Annotated in this window: 14 protein-coding genes and 1 tRNA gene; 8 read left to right on the forward strand and 7 right to left on the reverse strand. The window is 33.4% G+C overall.

Going from position 1 to position 16142, the window contains the following annotated elements:
- Positions 1 to 75: 75 nt before the first annotated feature.
- Positions 76 to 1305, forward strand: a complete 1230-nt coding sequence (locus RC62_RS17430) for a sensor histidine kinase (RefSeq protein ID WP_082421313.1) — start codon at positions 76 to 78, stop codon at positions 1303 to 1305.
- 82 nt (positions 1306 to 1387) lie between these two features.
- On the forward strand, positions 1388 to 1771 hold the full coding sequence (locus RC62_RS17435) for a helix-turn-helix transcriptional regulator (RefSeq protein WP_055097455.1): 384 nt from the start codon (positions 1388 to 1390) through the stop codon (positions 1769 to 1771).
- 63 nt (positions 1772 to 1834) lie between these two features.
- On the opposite strand, the gene RC62_RS17440 is transcribed toward RC62_RS17435, so the two are convergent.
- Both RC62_RS17440 and RC62_RS17445 read right to left on the reverse strand, forming a co-directional pair.
- Positions 1835 to 1921 (reverse strand) — tRNA-Ser (locus tag RC62_RS17440).
- A gap of 208 nt (positions 1922 to 2129) precedes the next feature.
- Complete coding sequence (locus RC62_RS17445; protein ID WP_055097456.1) at positions 2130 to 3002, reverse strand: LysR substrate-binding domain-containing protein; 873 nt, start codon at positions 3000 to 3002, stop codon at positions 2130 to 2132.
- Positions 3003 to 3094: 92 nt separating this feature from the next.
- Here RC62_RS17445 and RC62_RS17450 point away from each other — a divergent pair, with 92 nt between their 5' ends.
- Positions 3095 to 4327, forward strand: coding sequence for an MFS transporter (locus RC62_RS17450; RefSeq protein WP_055097457.1), 1233 nt, complete (start codon positions 3095 to 3097; stop codon positions 4325 to 4327).
- Positions 4328 to 4570: 243 nt separating this feature from the next.
- Here the strand turns inward: RC62_RS17450 and RC62_RS17455 are convergent, their stop codons facing one another.
- From RC62_RS17455 to RC62_RS17475, 5 genes are all read right to left on the reverse strand, one after another.
- Positions 4571 to 5602, reverse strand: a complete 1032-nt coding sequence (locus RC62_RS17455) for an asparaginase (protein ID WP_055097458.1) — start codon at positions 5600 to 5602, stop codon at positions 4571 to 4573.
- A complete protein-coding gene (locus RC62_RS17460; protein ID WP_055097460.1) occupies positions 5592 to 6728 on the reverse strand; it encodes a 1-acyl-sn-glycerol-3-phosphate acyltransferase in 1137 nt (378 codons plus the stop codon). The genes RC62_RS17455 and RC62_RS17460 overlap by 11 nt, the downstream gene beginning before the upstream one ends.
- A 60-nt stretch (positions 6729 to 6788) precedes the next feature.
- Complete coding sequence (locus RC62_RS17465) at positions 6789 to 7568, reverse strand: TatD family hydrolase (protein WP_055097461.1); 780 nt, start codon at positions 7566 to 7568, stop codon at positions 6789 to 6791.
- A gap of 235 nt (positions 7569 to 7803) precedes the next feature.
- A complete protein-coding gene (locus tag RC62_RS17470; protein WP_055097463.1) occupies positions 7804 to 8526 on the reverse strand; it encodes a tetratricopeptide repeat protein in 723 nt (240 codons plus the stop codon).
- A 2-nt stretch (positions 8527 to 8528) separates the two neighbouring features.
- Positions 8529 to 9113, reverse strand: a complete 585-nt coding sequence (locus tag RC62_RS17475; protein WP_055097771.1) for an RNA polymerase sigma factor — start codon at positions 9111 to 9113, stop codon at positions 8529 to 8531.
- 128 nt (positions 9114 to 9241) lie between these two features.
- On the opposite strand from RC62_RS17475, the gene RC62_RS17480 reads away from it, so the two are divergent.
- The 5 genes from RC62_RS17480 to RC62_RS17500 all read left to right on the forward strand — a co-directional run bounded on the left by RC62_RS17480 (position 9242) and on the right by RC62_RS17500 (position 16121).
- Complete coding sequence (locus RC62_RS17480; protein WP_055097464.1) at positions 9242 to 9547, forward strand: hypothetical protein; 306 nt, start codon at positions 9242 to 9244, stop codon at positions 9545 to 9547.
- Between the two features lie 178 nt (positions 9548 to 9725).
- On the forward strand, positions 9726 to 10712 hold the full coding sequence (locus RC62_RS17485; RefSeq protein WP_055097465.1) for a hypothetical protein: 987 nt from the start codon (positions 9726 to 9728) through the stop codon (positions 10710 to 10712).
- A gap of 196 nt (positions 10713 to 10908) precedes the next feature.
- Positions 10909 to 12861: a PKD domain-containing protein gene (locus tag RC62_RS17490; protein ID WP_055097466.1), complete on the forward strand. Its 1953-nt coding sequence runs from the start codon at positions 10909 to 10911 to the stop codon at positions 12859 to 12861.
- A 207-nt stretch (positions 12862 to 13068) separates the two neighbouring features.
- Positions 13069 to 15732 (forward strand): CHAT domain-containing protein, encoded by a 2664-nt coding sequence (locus tag RC62_RS17495; protein ID WP_055097468.1) that lies wholly within the window; start codon positions 13069 to 13071, stop codon positions 15730 to 15732.
- On the forward strand, positions 15684 to 16121 hold the full coding sequence (locus tag RC62_RS17500) for a retropepsin-like aspartic protease (protein WP_055097469.1): 438 nt from the start codon (positions 15684 to 15686) through the stop codon (positions 16119 to 16121). Before RC62_RS17495 ends, RC62_RS17500 begins: the two co-directional genes overlap by 49 nt.
- Positions 16122 to 16142 lie beyond the last annotated feature (21 nt).

Consider the following 16142-nt stretch of genomic DNA (forward strand, 5'->3'; position numbering starts at 1 on the left):
TTATTTCACTTATTATTTTTAAAAGAAAGACTTTAAATTCAGTTAGATTATATTTGGAAAAATGCACCCGATAACATGAGTAAAAAAAAATTTACTTTACCTGATACTGATACTCTTCCAGAACATAATAACAAAAATCATAAGGATGAATTATGGCTTGTTAACAAAAGACTTGCACTGCAAATAGAAGATCGAAAAAAACGCGCTGCCGAGCTTGTTATTGCAAATAAAGAACTGGCGTATCAAAATCAGGAAAAAGAAAAACGTGCTGCTGAACTTGTTATTGCCAATACTGAACTGGCGTATCAAAATCAGGAAAAAGAAAAACGCGCTGCTGAACTTGTTATAGCAAATACCGAACTTACTTATCAAAACAAGGAAAAAGAAAAACGTGCTGCTGAACTTGTCATAGCAAATGCCGAACTTACTTATCAGAACAATGAAAAAGAAAAACGTGCTGCTGAACTTGCAATTGCTAATGCTGAACTTGCTTTCCAGAATGAGGAAAAAGAAAAACGTGCTGCTGAACTTTTTATAGCAAATGCTGAACTTACTTTCCAGAACAATGAAAAAGAAAAGCGTGCTGCCGAATTACTTCTTGCCAACAACGAACTTCAGGCATTTACCTATATATCCAGTCATCACCTTCAGGAACCTTTAAGGAAAATTCAGGTTTTCTCGAACCGAATTACTACAGATGAATATCAAAACTTAACCGATAAGGGAAAACATTATTTTGAGCGTATCGAAGTTGCCGCTTTTCATATGCAAGCGCTTATAAACGATTTGTTAACGTATTCACGAACCAATGTAACCGAAAAGAAGTTTGAAAATACCAAACTTAATGATATCATTGATAAAGTGCTGGAAGACTTAAAAGAAGAGATAACAGCCAAAAAAGCTATTATTGAAATATTTGGAAATTGTACTGCTTTTATAATTCCATCACAGTTTCACCAACTAATATGCAATTTGGTCAGCAACTCGCTGAAATTTTCAACAACAGAAAAAACACCTCATATTACGATAGAAAGTATTTATACGAAGCCAAAAACAAAGAAAAACCAATCGTTTACTAATTATTGTCATATTACAATCAATGATAATGGTATAGGATTTGAACCTCAGTTTGAAACGCGGGTATTTGAAATGTTTCAGCAGCTAAATAATAAAAAAGACTATAAAGGCACAGGAATTGGTCTTGCCATCGTAAAAAAAATTGTAGAAAACCATAACGGAATGATTACAGCAACGGGCAAACCAGGTCTTGGAGCTAAATTTGACATTTATATTCCTGTTGTATAATAATGAAAACCGTATCTTACAAAAACAAGCCTGTTTTTTACTAAAATCTGTTTTTCTCTAAAATTTTAAATATCTTTGAGGTATGAGCGCAACAACAAAACCATATCATATAGGGCGAAAAATAAGCCGTATTCGTGAACTTAAAGACATGAAACAAGAAGCACTTGCACAGGCTTTAGGTATATCTCAGCAATCCGTTTCTGCTATAGAAAACAGCGAAAACCTGGAAGAAGAAAAACTTAAAGAGATCGCAAAAGCACTTGGAGTTTCTGTTGAAGCAATTAAAAACTTTTCAGAAGAAAGCATCATTAATTATTTTAATAATATTTATGATAATGGAGTTTTTAATACTGGTAATTATTGCAATTTTAATCCTTTAGACAAAGTTGTTGAACTTTATGAGCGTTTGGTTCAGGCTGAAAAGGATAAAAACGAATATTTAGAGAAATTATTAAAAGTGAAGTAAACCTTTTATAAAATATAATTTATGCAAAAAGAGATCTTAAAAATTTAAGATCTCTTTTTTTTGCAGAGAGGATGGGATTCGAACCCACGATACAGTTACCCATATACTAGCTTTCCAGGCTAGCTCCTTCAACCACTCGGACACCTCTCTAAATTGGTCTGCAAAGAACACAAAAAAAATTGATTTAGAAAAACAAAATCAACATTAGTTTATAAGAAACTTTTTATTTTATTTTTTACCCACAATCTCACTAATTTCCCTTAATTTTTATGTTATTCGAGCTAACAAACCGTTTAAAAATTCGCGTGAATTCGTGCAATTAGTGGCATACTCTCTCTTTAGTGCAGATCACACTTTTTTACATACTTTTTCTAAATTCTTCCATAAATAGCTTTACAGCCTTTTTTTGATATGCTCCTTCGATCGTCAACATGAATGATTCTCTTTGTGTTGGAACTCCCGTAATGGCGATTGCTTTAAGATTATCCCAGCCTTTTAGGGCTTTCTCGGTTACAATTGTAACCCACTCACTTTCTTCTACCAATTGTAAAAGTGCATGAACAGCATTTAATTCAATCGAAACTTTTGGCTTCATATTATTTTTTAAAAACAATTCATCGAGAAATTCTCTTGAACTAAATCCTCTTACAGGTAAAATAAGCGGATAATCTCCTATTTTTCTAAAGGAAATTTTATCTAAAACCGCTAAAGGATGTGTTTTTGCTACCGCCATAACAAGATTAGAAGTAAATAATGGTATTTTCTGGATGGTTTGTTTGATCTCTTTTGACGAAATTACCAAAACCAGATCTAATTCATTATTCAGCAGTTTATTTTCCAGAGGTTCTGTTGATCCATATTCGACAACGATTTTTAAATTAGGATATGTTTTTGCAAACAAATTGACGATTGGCAAAACCAAAAGCCCAAAAATATATGTAACACCAATTCGTAATTCTCCGCCAATCATTTGGTTTAAATCATCAATTGCTTGTTTGCCGCTTTGTACATTTTCTATTACTTGCTTGGCGTGAATCAGGAAAACAGATCCGGCTTCAGTAAGCTGCACTTTTTTACCAATCCTTATAAACAAAGGCATTCCCAGTTCTTCTTCCAGTTTTTTTATTTGTTGTGATAATCCGGATTGGGTTACAAAACACAATTCGGCTGCTTTTGTAAAATGCAATACCTCAGCAGTTTTTATAAAATATTCTAATTGGTAGATTTCCATATTGATAAGTTTTAATACTTATTATCAGTAAAATTATTAATTTTTCTAATGAAATCATAATCCCGAACTTTGTAAAACAAAAATCAGACATCATGTTTAAAGCGCTAAAATCAAAAAACTTCAAGTTGTTCTTTTACGGACAATCTGTTTCAGTAATAGGAACCTGGCTTCAAAAAACAGCGGTAAGTTGGATGGTTTACAGTGTTACGGGTTCAGTTTTCTTACTAGGACTCGCTACATTTTTAAGCATGATTCCGTCCTTATTCCTGGCGCCTTTAGCCGGAAGTATCATTGGGCGTTATGACAGACACCGCGCCATGATTGTATTACAGTCTCTGGCAATGCTTCAGGCAGGAGCTTTGGCTGTATTAATTTATCTCAAAATATACAATATCAACTTTATTCTGGCATTGAGTTTAATTCAGGGAATCATCAATTCGTTTGATATGACTTGCAGACAAACCATGATGATCGAAATTGTAGATACTAAAGAAGATCTGCCAAATGCAGTTGCCTTAAACTCTACTTTAAATAATTTTGCCCGAATTGCCGGTCCGGCTATGGCGGGAATCATTTTGCACAATTATGGTGAAGACATTTGTTTTATTGGTAATTTTTTAAGCTACATTCCGGTTTTAATTTCTTTACTGATGATGAAAATCACACCACATATTAAAGCTACTGATAAAATGAAAATGCTGGATGATTTTATCGAAGGTTTAGACTACGTTAAAAAAGAAACCGAAATGGCAAAAATGCTTTTGATGTTAATGTGCAGCAGTTTATTTGTAATTTCATTTAATACTTTAATGCCTGTTTTTGCCAAAGATATCTTTAGCGGAAACGCACAGACTTTCAGTTGGTTCGAAAGCGCTGCCGGAATTGGTTCTATACTATCGGCTATTTATCTGGCTAATCTTAAACGAGCTGATAATATGGGCAAAATAATGATTGCTGCAAGTTTATTATTAGGTTTCAGCATCATAATACTCGCCTATTCAAATAGTTTGACTGTCGCGCTTATTTGTATGGCTTTGAGCGGGGTTGGTATGATGGCGCAAACATCTTCTATAAACATTTACATTCAGACCCAAAGTACTGCAAACATGCGTTCCAGAAGTATTAGTTATTATTTAATGGCATATCAGGGAATGATTCCTGTGGGAAGTTTGATTATTGGTTATGTATCACACATAATAGGAACCAGGAATACGGTTGCAATTCAGGGAATTATATGTATCGTTTCAGTAATTGTGTATGTATATTATAAAAACCGCAGTTCTGAAGAAGAATTGGAAAGCTGTGCAGTTCATTATAAAGATTAATTTTCTTCACCATATAAGTGATGTAAGTTCATTTTAGTATTAGTCACGCTAAAAACTCTGAACTCAGATTTCAATCATTAGCAAACTTGTCATTTAGAAGAGGAGAAATCACACAAGTAATTCCGTTCCTAAAGTCGCCAATCTTTGTCGAGTTTCTTGTGTGATTTCTCCTTAAGTCGAAATGACAAAACTAGATCGCAAACTTTACTAAAATGAACTTACATCACTTATATGGTAAAATTTCTACAACGAAATTTCACCACGCAAAGCAGTTTCGAAAATCGTTTTAAATTCAGATTGAGGAATATTAGCGCCTAACAAATACATTAATTTTGTAATTGCAGCTTCTGTAGTAATATCTTTTCCTGAGATAACACCAAGTGATTTTAAGGCTGTACTGGTTTCATATTGTCCCATGTTTACACTTCCGCCGGAACATTGTGTTACATTAACGATGTGCAAACCGGATTGAATCGATTTCTGAATCAAATTCAAAAACCAATCTTCGGTTGGGGCATTTCCTGAGCCGTATGTTTCAAGGACAATTCCTTTTAAATCTTTTATGGCAAGAATCGAAGACAAAACGACTTCGCTCATTCCCGGGAACATTTTTATAATCGCTACATGATTGTCTAAGTTTTTGTGTACAATCAAATTAGCGTTTTCTTTTACAGGAAGAAATAAATGTGAGTTTAATTTTAAGTGAACACCAGATTCTACCAATTCAGGATAATTTGGTGCAGTAAATGCTTTAAAATGTTCTGCATTTACTTTTGAAGTTCTATTTCCGCGGTACAATTTATACTCGAAATACAAACAAACTTCGTTGATAACCGGTTTTCCGTTTTCCTGCAAAGAGGCAATCTGAATCGCTGTGATGAGGTTTTCTTTAGCATCTGTACGAAGATCCCCAATTGGCAATTGAGAGCCTGTAAACACAACAGGTTTTGCCAAATTCTCCAGCATAAAACTCAATGCCGAAGCAGAATATGACATGGTATCAGAACCATGAAGTACTACAAAACCATCATAAGCAATGTAATTTTGCTCAATGATTTCGGCAATTTTTGTCCATTCTCCAGGATTCATATTCGATGAATCGATTGGGTTTTCAAATGAAACTGTTTCAATCTCACAATCTAATTGCTTGATTTCAGGGATTTTTTGCAATAATTTTCCAAAGTTGAACGCTTTGAGTGCGCCTGTCTCAAAATCTTTACTCATACCGATAGTTCCTCCGGTATAAATCAGCAATATTTTAGCTTTAGATGACATCTTGGTATTTTAATTTATTGACTACAGGATTTGCATACATGGCTAAAAATCCTTGTCTTGTAACTGGATTATCACTTCCGATACGCATTTCTAAACGACGCTCAAAAAGAGATTTCTCACTTTCTTTATATAAATGAGAGAATTTATCTGTTTCGTTTAAGATGTCGTAAGCAATAAAATTAGTTGGCCATAATTGATAATTCTTTAAAATCGAATCATCTATTACTTGTGCCAAAGCCTGAATTTGTTTGTTTGCGTTATCATTTTCAGCCACAATCTGATCAATTTCAGTATCCAGAACATCTCCAACAGAAATGTGAATTCTTTTTTTAGTTCCCATGATACCACTTAAAATGGTCATGAAATCTTCGTTTTTTTCTTTAATATAAACTTCATTGTTTGCTTCTGCCATTAATTGCGGCATTTTCAAAACATCTGTAGGATCGTATTCGTATGAAATAGAAACCGGAACAATCTTTAATTTCTTAAAATAATCCATTAAGTTGGCTTCATCAGAACCCATCCCGATCATTTTTAAAACTCCCGGATTTGTTTCGTCATTTCCGTCTTTTGTACGTCCTTCTCTTTGAGCAATCCAAACCGAACGATTTTCGCGAAGCAATAATTGCCCCATATATTCGGCTAATAACTTAGAACTCTGCAGCATTTCTCTTGGCGTTAATCCTCTAAGAACTAAAAAGTTTCTATTAAGTTTTGCCAATGTATTTAAAAATGCTTTTTTAACCAAATTATCTCCAATTGCCGATGCTGTCATGACCAAACCATGTTCAAAAAGGCAAACGTTTAATAAGGTTGTATCTAAAAGAATATCTCTGTGATTAGAGATAAATAAATATGATTCATTTTTCTCCAGTTTTTCGAATCCTGAAGTTGTTAATCCTTCAGAGCTTTTCTCTAAAACTTTTTGAATTGTATTATAAATAAAGTTGCATTGAAAATCACGAATAGAATGTGTTTTCTTCAATTGATCTTTCCAAACTTGATCTTCTAATTCTGGAAAAGTAAAATTCATCATGGCTTTCATCATCGGATGATTAACTACACCATGAAGTGCTTCATTTATTTCTGAATCATAAAAAGGTCGAATGGCATCAAATTTCTGCATTAATATCAATTTTAGTGGGCAAAAGAACAAAAAAAAATTTAAAGTATGTTACATAATGGGTTAAATCCCGAAAACGTCTTTAGAATTTTGAGTTGTTCTCTGTGCTATTTCTTCTTCAGAAACGTCATATATATCCGCTAATTTGCTAATAACATTTATCAAATAGCTGCTTTCATTGCGTTTCCCTCTATACGGAATTGGTGCTAAATAGGGAGAATCTGTCTCTAAAACAAAGTGTTTTAAATCGATTTGATTTAAAAACTGATCGATTTTTCCGTTTTTAAATGTTACTACTCCTCCAATTCCCAACTTCATATTGTAAGATATCGCCTGAAGTGCTTGTTCATGTGTTCCGGAAAAACAATGAAAAATACCAAATAAATCATCGGATTTCTCTTCTTCGAGAACTTCAAAAATTTCATCAAACGCTTCACGGCAATGAATTACAATGGGTAATTTATATTGTTTTGCCAACTGAATTTGCCTCTTAAAAGCTATCTGTTGCTCTTTCAGGTGTGTTTTATCCCAATATAAATCGATTCCAATCTCACCAACGGCATAAAACTTTCTTTTTGCCAGTTCGATTTCTACATGCTTTAACTCGTCTTCATAATTATCTTTGACATAAGTGGGATGCAAACCCATCATCAGGAATACATAATCAGGATAATTTTGCTCTAAATCGTACATCGATTGTGTTGCAGCTGCATCAATTGCAGGAATAAAAAAACGTGTTACTCCGGCATTTATAGCTCTTTGCATCATTTCGTCACGATCCTGATCAAATTCTTCAGAATATAGGTGTGTATGTGTATCGGTAATTATGGGTGTTGAATTCAATGTTTTAATTTTTAAAGGATCAAAATTACGACAATATTAAAAACTTTCCCAATTTGAATGTGATGGCACGCGGATGATACGGATTCACTTAGTGAAAACGCGGATTAGCGCGGATTTTTCTATTCTTACTTTATTATATGTAATGCAAACTCATGGTAAAAGTTTATTTACAGCAAACCCGAAAGGTTTTAAAAACCTGTCGGGTGTGAATACATGTGAAAATTTTTTATGAAATTTAATTCAGCTCATCCAGAAGTTTCTCGACATCATCGTAATTTTCATAATCCTGCGAGATGGTTTCGAGAATTTCTTTACACGCTGCGTATTTCTTTTGTTTCAGTTTAGACAAGGCAAGATTCCAGGTTGCTTTTTCTTTATAAGCAGATGTTCCTGATCTTAATTCATTAAAAACACTTTCGGCTTTAGGATATTTACTTTCTTCGAGTAAAGCAACTCCGTAAAAATATTCGATCTCGGGTGTTTTATTTTCTTTTAAAATTTCTTCAAAAAGTGGAATTGCCGCTGCATATTTCCCATCATTAAACGCTGTTTGTGCTTCTTTTAAAGTTGCATTTGTATCGCCTCTTTCAACAAATGAAGCTGGTTCCGGATCATCATAATCGGCAAAAGTTGGATTATTATAATCAAAAAAGAATAACCCGAACAAAATAATGATCGATGCTGCTGCTGCATAAAACCAAGGTCGCATAACAACCACTTTAGGTTTATTGGTATTAAAATGTTTGTCTGAAATCGTAGTCAGGTTTGCTTTAAACGCTTCTCTTTCTTCTTCAAACTCAAATTTGTCTTTCAGGCGTAATTGTACTTCTCTGAAAGTATCAAATTCTAAAGCCAATTCATGATCGTGAGACAAATTTTGTTCAAAACTATCTTTTTCTTCAGCTGTCATTTCTCCCTGAAGATATTGATCGAATAATATATAGCGTTCTTCGTTCATGACTAATTGTTTTTTAGTGATTTAAAATTTCCGGCTTCCTGAATCCACTGCGTTAATTGCCCTACACATAACGATTTCTTTTTGCGTACATAACCGTATGTAACGTTTAGCTTTTCAGCAACCTCTTCCATTGTTTTAGTGGTAAAGTTCAGCTTTAACAATTCCTGACATTTATCTCCTAATTTTAGGAACATCGTATCAAAAAGCTGCTGTTTTTCATCAAATTCTTCTGTGTGTGTAATCAATTCTATTGCAGATTCATTCATAGATACTGCATCTTCATTAATTGTTACCCCTTTATTTGATGTTTTTTTAAGCTCGTTGAGCCATTTTCTTTTGCACAATAAAAAAAAGTAAGCGTCAAAAGGACAAGTCAATTCTAGTGTATTGGCTTTTGCCTGATTAAAAAGTAAAATCATAATTTCCTGAACTATATCCTGAGAATGTTCTTTGTCTCCTGAATTGTTCATAACGAACATCACCACTTTTGGAACGAACTTTTTATAGATCGTCTGAATGATTGCAGAGTCATTTGCAGCAAGTCCTTCAATATACATTTGATCAGGATGAATTTTACTTTTTCCCATAAAAAAACTTTTTGTAGCTAATTTAAAAAACAATTGTAAATAAATTTCACATAATAGGGTAACAATTAACATATCAAGTTGATATAACAATACAAAAATCTTTTAAAACAGTTAAAAAATTAAGAGAAATGGAAACCTATCAATTCATAACCGAAAAAAATATCAAACAGTTTAACCAAATGATTTCTGCCAAAACCCGGAATGGTTTTGTAATTACAGAACACAATGAAAAATTGCCTTATGTGGTTTTATCCAAAGAAAAAACAGCAATCAAACATTCTTTTCATCTGTTTATTACCTGCATTACATTCGGACTTTGGTCAATTGTCTGGGTTTATTTGAGTATTACGCTTTCGCGGAAAAAAAACATTCTCCTTGCCGTAGACGAAGACGGAAATTTATTTGAAGACAAATGCCTTTCGAAAGAAAATTAAAAACCAGGGTAACATTTTATAAAACAACTTGATATAGCATTATAAAACAAGCCATAAAAATAATTTCAAAAATAAGGGTAACAATATCAAACCCAAATTGATATAGAAATACAATTAACAACCAGAATCTGAGAACCACTTGAAAATAATCAGGGCAGATTTATAAAAACTAGAAATCATGAACACAAACTTTAAAAAATTCGGACTTTTATTTTTATCCGTTATCACTTTCATCAGTTGCGACAATAGCGATGGTGATGACAGCAATGTTAACATTCCGCCAACCGGAGCAGCTTTTAAAAGCATAAGCGAAAAAGGAGTATCATCAACAAAACAGCGATTTACGATCATGGCCGGAGATGGTGTTAAAACCATAATATCTGCAAAAGGCGTAAAACTAAACATTAACGGAGACTGCCTTACTAAAAACGGAGTTGCCGTAACGGGCGCCGTAGACATTGAATACATCGAACTTTTTGATAAAGGAACTATGCTTGTGACCAACAAACCAACAATGGGAGTTATGCCTGACGGAAAGAAAAACTTACTGATTTCAGGAGGCGAGTTCTTCATCAAAGCTACGCAAGGCGGAGTAGAACTTAAAACTTCTTGTTCTATGAATTTAATTGTACCAACTTCCTTAACAGATGGATTAGACAATGCAATGACTTTATGGAATGGAGTAATTGATGATAAAGGCGAATTAGCCTGGGAACAGCCTAAACCAAATGCTGACGGAACTGGCGGGAAAGGCGGGGTTCAAGGCGAAGGAACAAATTATTATGTAACTTTTGGAAACTTTGGCTGGACAAACGTAGACCGTTTTTACGGCGATCCAAGACCTAAAACGACTATTCTTGCTGATGCACCTGATGGTTACGACAACAATAATAGTGCAATTTACTTATCATATGATGGCGAAGGAAACAACGCATTGGCAAAACTTGACACCTATACCGCAGCAGGATTATTTAGCGAACATTACGGACAAATACCAATTGGTTTAAAATGTCATGTGATTTTTGTAACAGAATCTAATGGTCAATGGCGTTATGCGATCAAAGCGGTAACCGTTGCTGCAAACGATATTTACACCTTTACTTTAGCCGAAACAACAATTGGTACCGAAGCGCAACTAGTAGCGGCAATCAATGCTATTCAGTAACTTACAAAATACTTTTAAGAAAAAGTGGTGATTTGCTCATCACTTTTTTTTACATTTAATCCAGTTTTCAAATTTAATTCTGATGATTTTAAGAAGCTAATCCTGCTCCCGAAGCTTCGGGACGTTGAAATCTTTTCCTTCCTAAAGAAGTCAGGAAAAGGATTTCCACTACTATCAGGGCTAAAAACAACTAGTTATGAAACCACTATCATCTATCTTCTTTCTTCTTTTATCTCTATTCTCTTTCTCACAAACCAAAGTAAAAGACACCATAACCCGAAGAGCCAATATTGGTTTGATCCAAAACGGAAACGTTATTACTTACAAGCCCGAAACACCGCCATTAATACCAATTGCTGGCGCTCCAAAACCAAGTTATTCGTATTTATGGGAACTGGGCGACGGACATTATAGTAAAGAAGCGGAACCCAAACATGTCTATAAAAACAAAGGAACTTATACCACAAGACTTGCCGTAACCAACAATTACGACAACGGAAAACCTCCTGCAACACGACCAAAAAAAGTAGCCATAAATGATATTACCGACACTAATTATAAAGACATCGCTTCAATCGCAGACCAAAATGGTTTTGCGATTTTAAAAAACTGCGATCCTATTCCTGATCAGGAAATGGTAATCGTAGTAGGTTATCAAAATATGGAGAATTATGTGGCAAGCGGAAAGTTGTATTTATTCTATAATGAGAAACAATTTAAAAGTAATAATTTCGAATTGGTCGATTTTAGAACTTATTCGAACGAACGTGAAGTAAAAGAAAAAACAGTCGCTTCTATAAACGATCTTGAAGATTCTAATCGGTATTTGGCTTCTGCCGAAAATAGTTTCAAGATCAAAAAATACCGAAACACCACGACCGAAGAAGATCTCGACGCATCGTTATCAGACGCCAATAAAACCTATCATAATGTTTCGGTTTTAGAATTTGATGATGCTAATCCAGGCGAAACCCGTAATGTTTTTTATACTTTTAAAACCACTCCTGAAATGATCAAAGACACCAGCGCAACGGTTACTATGCGTGGTATTTTTGTCCCCAACCGAAGTTACAAAAACCACAAAATAAAAAACCTCGAAATGGAAATTGTAACGTCTCACGATCCGAACAAAATGGGATCTAACGGAAGTTTTATGAATTACAGACTGGTACGTTTTAAACGCGTAAATTTTAAAACCCGTTTTCAAAACAATGGCGAAGGTCCGGCAAGAATGATCAGACTAGAAACCGATGTTCCGGATATGTTCGATAAAAAAACATTTCAGGTTGAGGACATGTACCCAAAATGTCCCATTTGTCCAAAAGGCGAAGAACCAACCGTAAGTTGCCTTGATACAATTATCAAAAAAAATCAAATCTTCTTTACCTTCAAAAACATTTATTTACCCGGAAGTGAACAAAAAAATGTACATGAAAAAGACAGCACAAAAGGTTTTGTAAAATACTCGATGAAATTTGCTGAAGATTTTCATAAAGTAAAAACCCGTAGCCGTACCGCTATTATTTTCGACAAGAACGAACCTATAATTACCAATTATGCCACTACCCGATTCCTGCCCGGAATTTCGATTGGTGCAAAAGCGGGTTATAATGTATATCCTGATCTCGAAAAATCAACCAGTTATTTTGTGGGCGCGACCATTTCGCCTTTTAAATCGTATCGTTTTTACTGGCAGGCCGAATGGTTAAACGCCATCAACAAATACGAAGATGCCGCAACAGTCGTCGATCAAAATGTGGTAAACCCAAATGGCGTAAAACAATTTCAACGCACGACAACTACCACCGAAAACAAAAGCGTAAACTGGGAAATTCCGGTTTTAATCAGGTATAATATTAATAACTACATTGGCGTGGGCGCCGGAGTTCAGGCCAATTTTGATGTTTCATCAGAACAAACTATAAACAAAAAAATTGAAAGCTTCGAAGGTGGAACCGATCAGTTTTTAATGGATACCAAAACCGAATCGAGTTCGGTGAAAAATTCATTTGCCAATTTAAAAACTGGAGTTTTATTCGATTTAACATTAGGTTTCGCGAGAATCGGACCCAGTTTGGGCGCACGTTATGTAATGAATTTTGAACAGAATTTTAACTATTTTCAATTTTACGGAATCTGGAAGTTTTAATTTTTTACAATATTTTTTTCACCATATAAGCGATATAAGTTCATATTAAAAGCTGGATTTTATATTTGTTTCTTTATCTAATCCAATTACAACTAAAATCTTACATTACTTTAATACTTTAACTTTAAAATTATGCGTATCAATATAATATGAACTTATATAACTTATATGGTTTAATTTCACATCGTAAAGCACCACAATTTTAATATGAACTTATATCGATTATATGGTTTAATCTTTCTTTTTTTAAGTCTGAATCTGTCAGCGCAGAATCAGGAAGATAAAATATACAATGCGATTGATGCTTTTGTTGCAAGTCCTTCGGCGAAAGCGATAGAAAATTTAAACCAGATTGAAGTTGATTTTTGGAAGAATTCAAGACCAAAAACTAAAGATGAATTATTGGCGATTGTAGTTCTAAATTGCAATAAAGCATATTATGAAAACCAATTCGGGTACACCGAAAAAGCAATTTCGAGTTACGAAAAAGCCTGGCAGATTTATCAGAAAAACAAACTTCGCAATTATGATATTATCGAATATTGTTTAAAACCTTTAGGCAATTTATATACGGTTTTGGGCGATTATGACAGTGCCGAAAACACGATTAAACAATATTTATTTATTGTAAATACATCCGGAAATTATCCTGACGCTTCAAAACAAAAATTCGCGGCGATTCTCAATTTATCAAATGTCTATCAGAGTTCCGGTAAGATTTCATTGGCAATAGAATTATTAGAAGGCACTTTAAAAACAGAGAAATTATCAAACATTCAAAAAGGAATTTTACTGAATAATTCAGGTAATAATTATATATTATGTTCCGTTGGGAATCTGATGCGCCCGGAAATTCATCAAAAAGCTCAAAAATCATTTGAATTGGCTGTGGAATATTTGAAAAATGAAAAACAGCAATCTGAAACTTTATCAAATTCTTATCGAAATCTCTCTGTTTTAAATCGTCAATGGCAAAATTTTCAAATTGCATCTTCTTATTTAGAAAAAGCTGAAAAGTTATTTTTAGAAACAAAAAATCGTCAACCCAGAAAACTTGCTAAACTATATTATGAAAAAGCATTATTGCTTTTTGATGAGCGAAAATATGATGAAAGCGCAAAACAGATTCAGTCAATTTTTAAAATCCTGATTCCGAATTACAATTCAAAAAACATGCTGCCGAATCAAAATCAATTGTATGCCGAAACGGTTTTAATTGATGTTCTGGATTTACAAGCAGAAATATTCTTAAACCAAAATCAACTCAAAAAATCGCTTGAAGCTTTCAGACTTTCTTTTGATATTGAAGATTTGTTGATGAATGTTTTGGTTTACGAAAATTCAAAAATCATTACACAAATCAGGGCAAGAAATCGTACCGAAAAATGTCTCCTAATTTACGATCGATTGTATCAAAAGGAAAACAAAATTCAATATCTCGAAGAAGCTTTTCAATTATCTGAAAGAACAAAATCAGGTATTTTAAAAGGGTATCGTTCAAATATTAAAAATGCATCGACAGAAGAAAAACAGCTTTTGAAACAACTTCAAACTTTAAATAATAACATTCTAAAAGAACAGCAAAAAGGAGATTTAGCTAATATTTCGAACATCAATTCGGCGATAAAAAAGCAAAACGAATTGATGCTTTCCTTGAAAAAAATCCAAACCAAAAGCTCCAATTATATTCCCGAAAATTGTGACATAAAAGCGCTTTTATCAAAACTGGAAAAAGATAAAACTGTTTTGGTTTATTATTTTATAGGAAATGAAAACTTATTTTATTTTACACTACAAAACAATAGAATCAATCTTAGACATATTTATACCGCACACAGAGCGATGCTCGAAATTGTAAAGTTTATTGATTATTTCAGTTCTTCCCAAGCCATTACAAATGATATTTCCGGATATAATTATTATGGTAAAAAGGTTTATGATTTATTACAATTACCACAAAATACAATTTATAAAAACCTCATCATTGTTCCGGATGGCATTTTGAATTTCCTTCCTTTTGAAGCGTTGATCACGCAAGAATCATCTACAACGAATTTTGCCAAAATGCATTATTTATTAAATGATTTCAGGATTGCTTATAATAATTCGGCTAATAATTATCTGAATTCTAAGCCCGTTTCAAAATCTGAAAAAACAGTTTTAGGCGTTTTTCCGGTTTTCGAAAAAACAGCTTTTGAATTGAGTTATTCGAAGAAAGAACTGGAATCTATCCGAAGTAATTTTAAAGGAAAATATTTGGAAAATTCTGAGGCAACTTTTTCTAATTTTAAAAATAATGCAAACCAATATTCAATTTTACATTTAAGTACGCATGCTTCGTCTGGCGATATTGAAACTCCGGCAAGTATTAAATTCTATGATCAGGAAATCTTATATTCAGAGTTGTATAATTTGAATATTAATCCTGATTTAGTGGTTTTAAGTGCCTGCGAAACCGGAATTGGAAAACTCTATAAAGCCGAAGGTGCGATGAGTGTGGCGAGAGGTTTTCAGTTTGCGGGAGCGCAGAATTTATTATTCTCTTTATGGAAAGTGAACGATTATACCACATCGGTTTTTATGGCTGAATTTTATAAAAACATTAAAAACAATGTTGCGTATTTTGAATCTTGTACGAATGCCAAAATTGCTTTTTTACAAGATAAATCAATTTCAAATACTAAAAAATCACCCTATTACTGGAGTTCGTTTGTATATTATGGTTCAATATCTGAGGAAGAAAAATCAACGAATTATATCTTTTATATGATTAGTTTATTGGCTGTAATTGCCTTATTTTTGGTTTTCAATCGCTATCGAAAATGGAAAATCTTCACGAGGTTCTCAAGAAAGAGAAATACAAAAAAATAAAATTCAAGGTTACCAAAACACAACACCTTTTAATAAAAGCCAAGATCAATGGTGTTTCAGGAAATTTTATTTTAGATACCGGTGCATCTAATTCTTGTGTAGGATTTGAAAGCATTGAACGTTTTGTGTTAATGGCAAAAAAATCAAAAACAAAAGCTTCGGGAGCTGGTGGAACTGGTATGAAAACACAAATTTCAGCAAATAATAATTTACAACTCGGAAGTTGGAAAAATCTGGATTTTAGTCTGGTGATTTTCGATCTTTCGCATGTAAATGAAGCGCTGGAAGCTTATAAGGCAAAACCTGTTCACGGCATTATTGGAGCCGATGTTCTACTTGAAGGTAAGGCAATTATAGATTATTATAATCATTATTTGTATTTGAAATAGATTAGGTTTTTTGTATATATT

Source organism: Flavobacterium aquidurense (genome assembly GCF_001404985.1).
Classification (GTDB): Bacteria; Bacteroidota; Bacteroidia; order Flavobacteriales; family Flavobacteriaceae; genus Flavobacterium; species Flavobacterium aquidurense_B.

Excerpts from the sequence above, each read along its gene's own strand:
- RC62_RS17475 (WP_055097771.1), bottom strand. The coding sequence starts at position 9,113 with ATGGGAAAAAGTAAAATTCATCCTGATCAAATGTATATTGAAGGACTT.
- RC62_RS17495 (WP_055097468.1), top strand. The coding sequence starts at position 13,069 with ATGAACTTATATCGATTATATGGTTTAATCTTTCTTTTTTTAAGTCTG.
- RC62_RS17450 (WP_055097457.1), top strand. The coding sequence starts at position 3,095 with ATGTTTAAAGCGCTAAAATCAAAAAACTTCAAGTTGTTCTTTTACGGA.
- RC62_RS17490 (WP_055097466.1), top strand. The coding sequence starts at position 10,909 with ATGAAACCACTATCATCTATCTTCTTTCTTCTTTTATCTCTATTCTCT.
- RC62_RS17435 (WP_055097455.1), top strand. The coding sequence starts at position 1,388 with ATGAGCGCAACAACAAAACCATATCATATAGGGCGAAAAATAAGCCGT.
- RC62_RS17480 (WP_055097464.1), top strand. The coding sequence starts at position 9,242 with ATGGAAACCTATCAATTCATAACCGAAAAAAATATCAAACAGTTTAAC.
- RC62_RS17430 (WP_082421313.1), top strand. The coding sequence starts at position 76 with ATGAGTAAAAAAAAATTTACTTTACCTGATACTGATACTCTTCCAGAA.
- RC62_RS17460 (WP_055097460.1), bottom strand. The coding sequence starts at position 6,728 with ATGCAGAAATTTGATGCCATTCGACCTTTTTATGATTCAGAAATAAAT.
- RC62_RS17485 (WP_055097465.1), top strand. The coding sequence starts at position 9,726 with ATGAACACAAACTTTAAAAAATTCGGACTTTTATTTTTATCCGTTATC.
- RC62_RS17445 (WP_055097456.1), bottom strand. The coding sequence starts at position 3,002 with ATGGAAATCTACCAATTAGAATATTTTATAAAAACTGCTGAGGTATTG.
- RC62_RS17470 (WP_055097463.1), bottom strand. The coding sequence starts at position 8,526 with ATGAACGAAGAACGCTATATATTATTCGATCAATATCTTCAGGGAGAA.
- RC62_RS17500 (WP_055097469.1), top strand. The coding sequence starts at position 15,684 with ATGGAAAATCTTCACGAGGTTCTCAAGAAAGAGAAATACAAAAAAATA.
- RC62_RS17455 (WP_055097458.1), bottom strand. The coding sequence starts at position 5,602 with ATGTCATCTAAAGCTAAAATATTGCTGATTTATACCGGAGGAACTATC.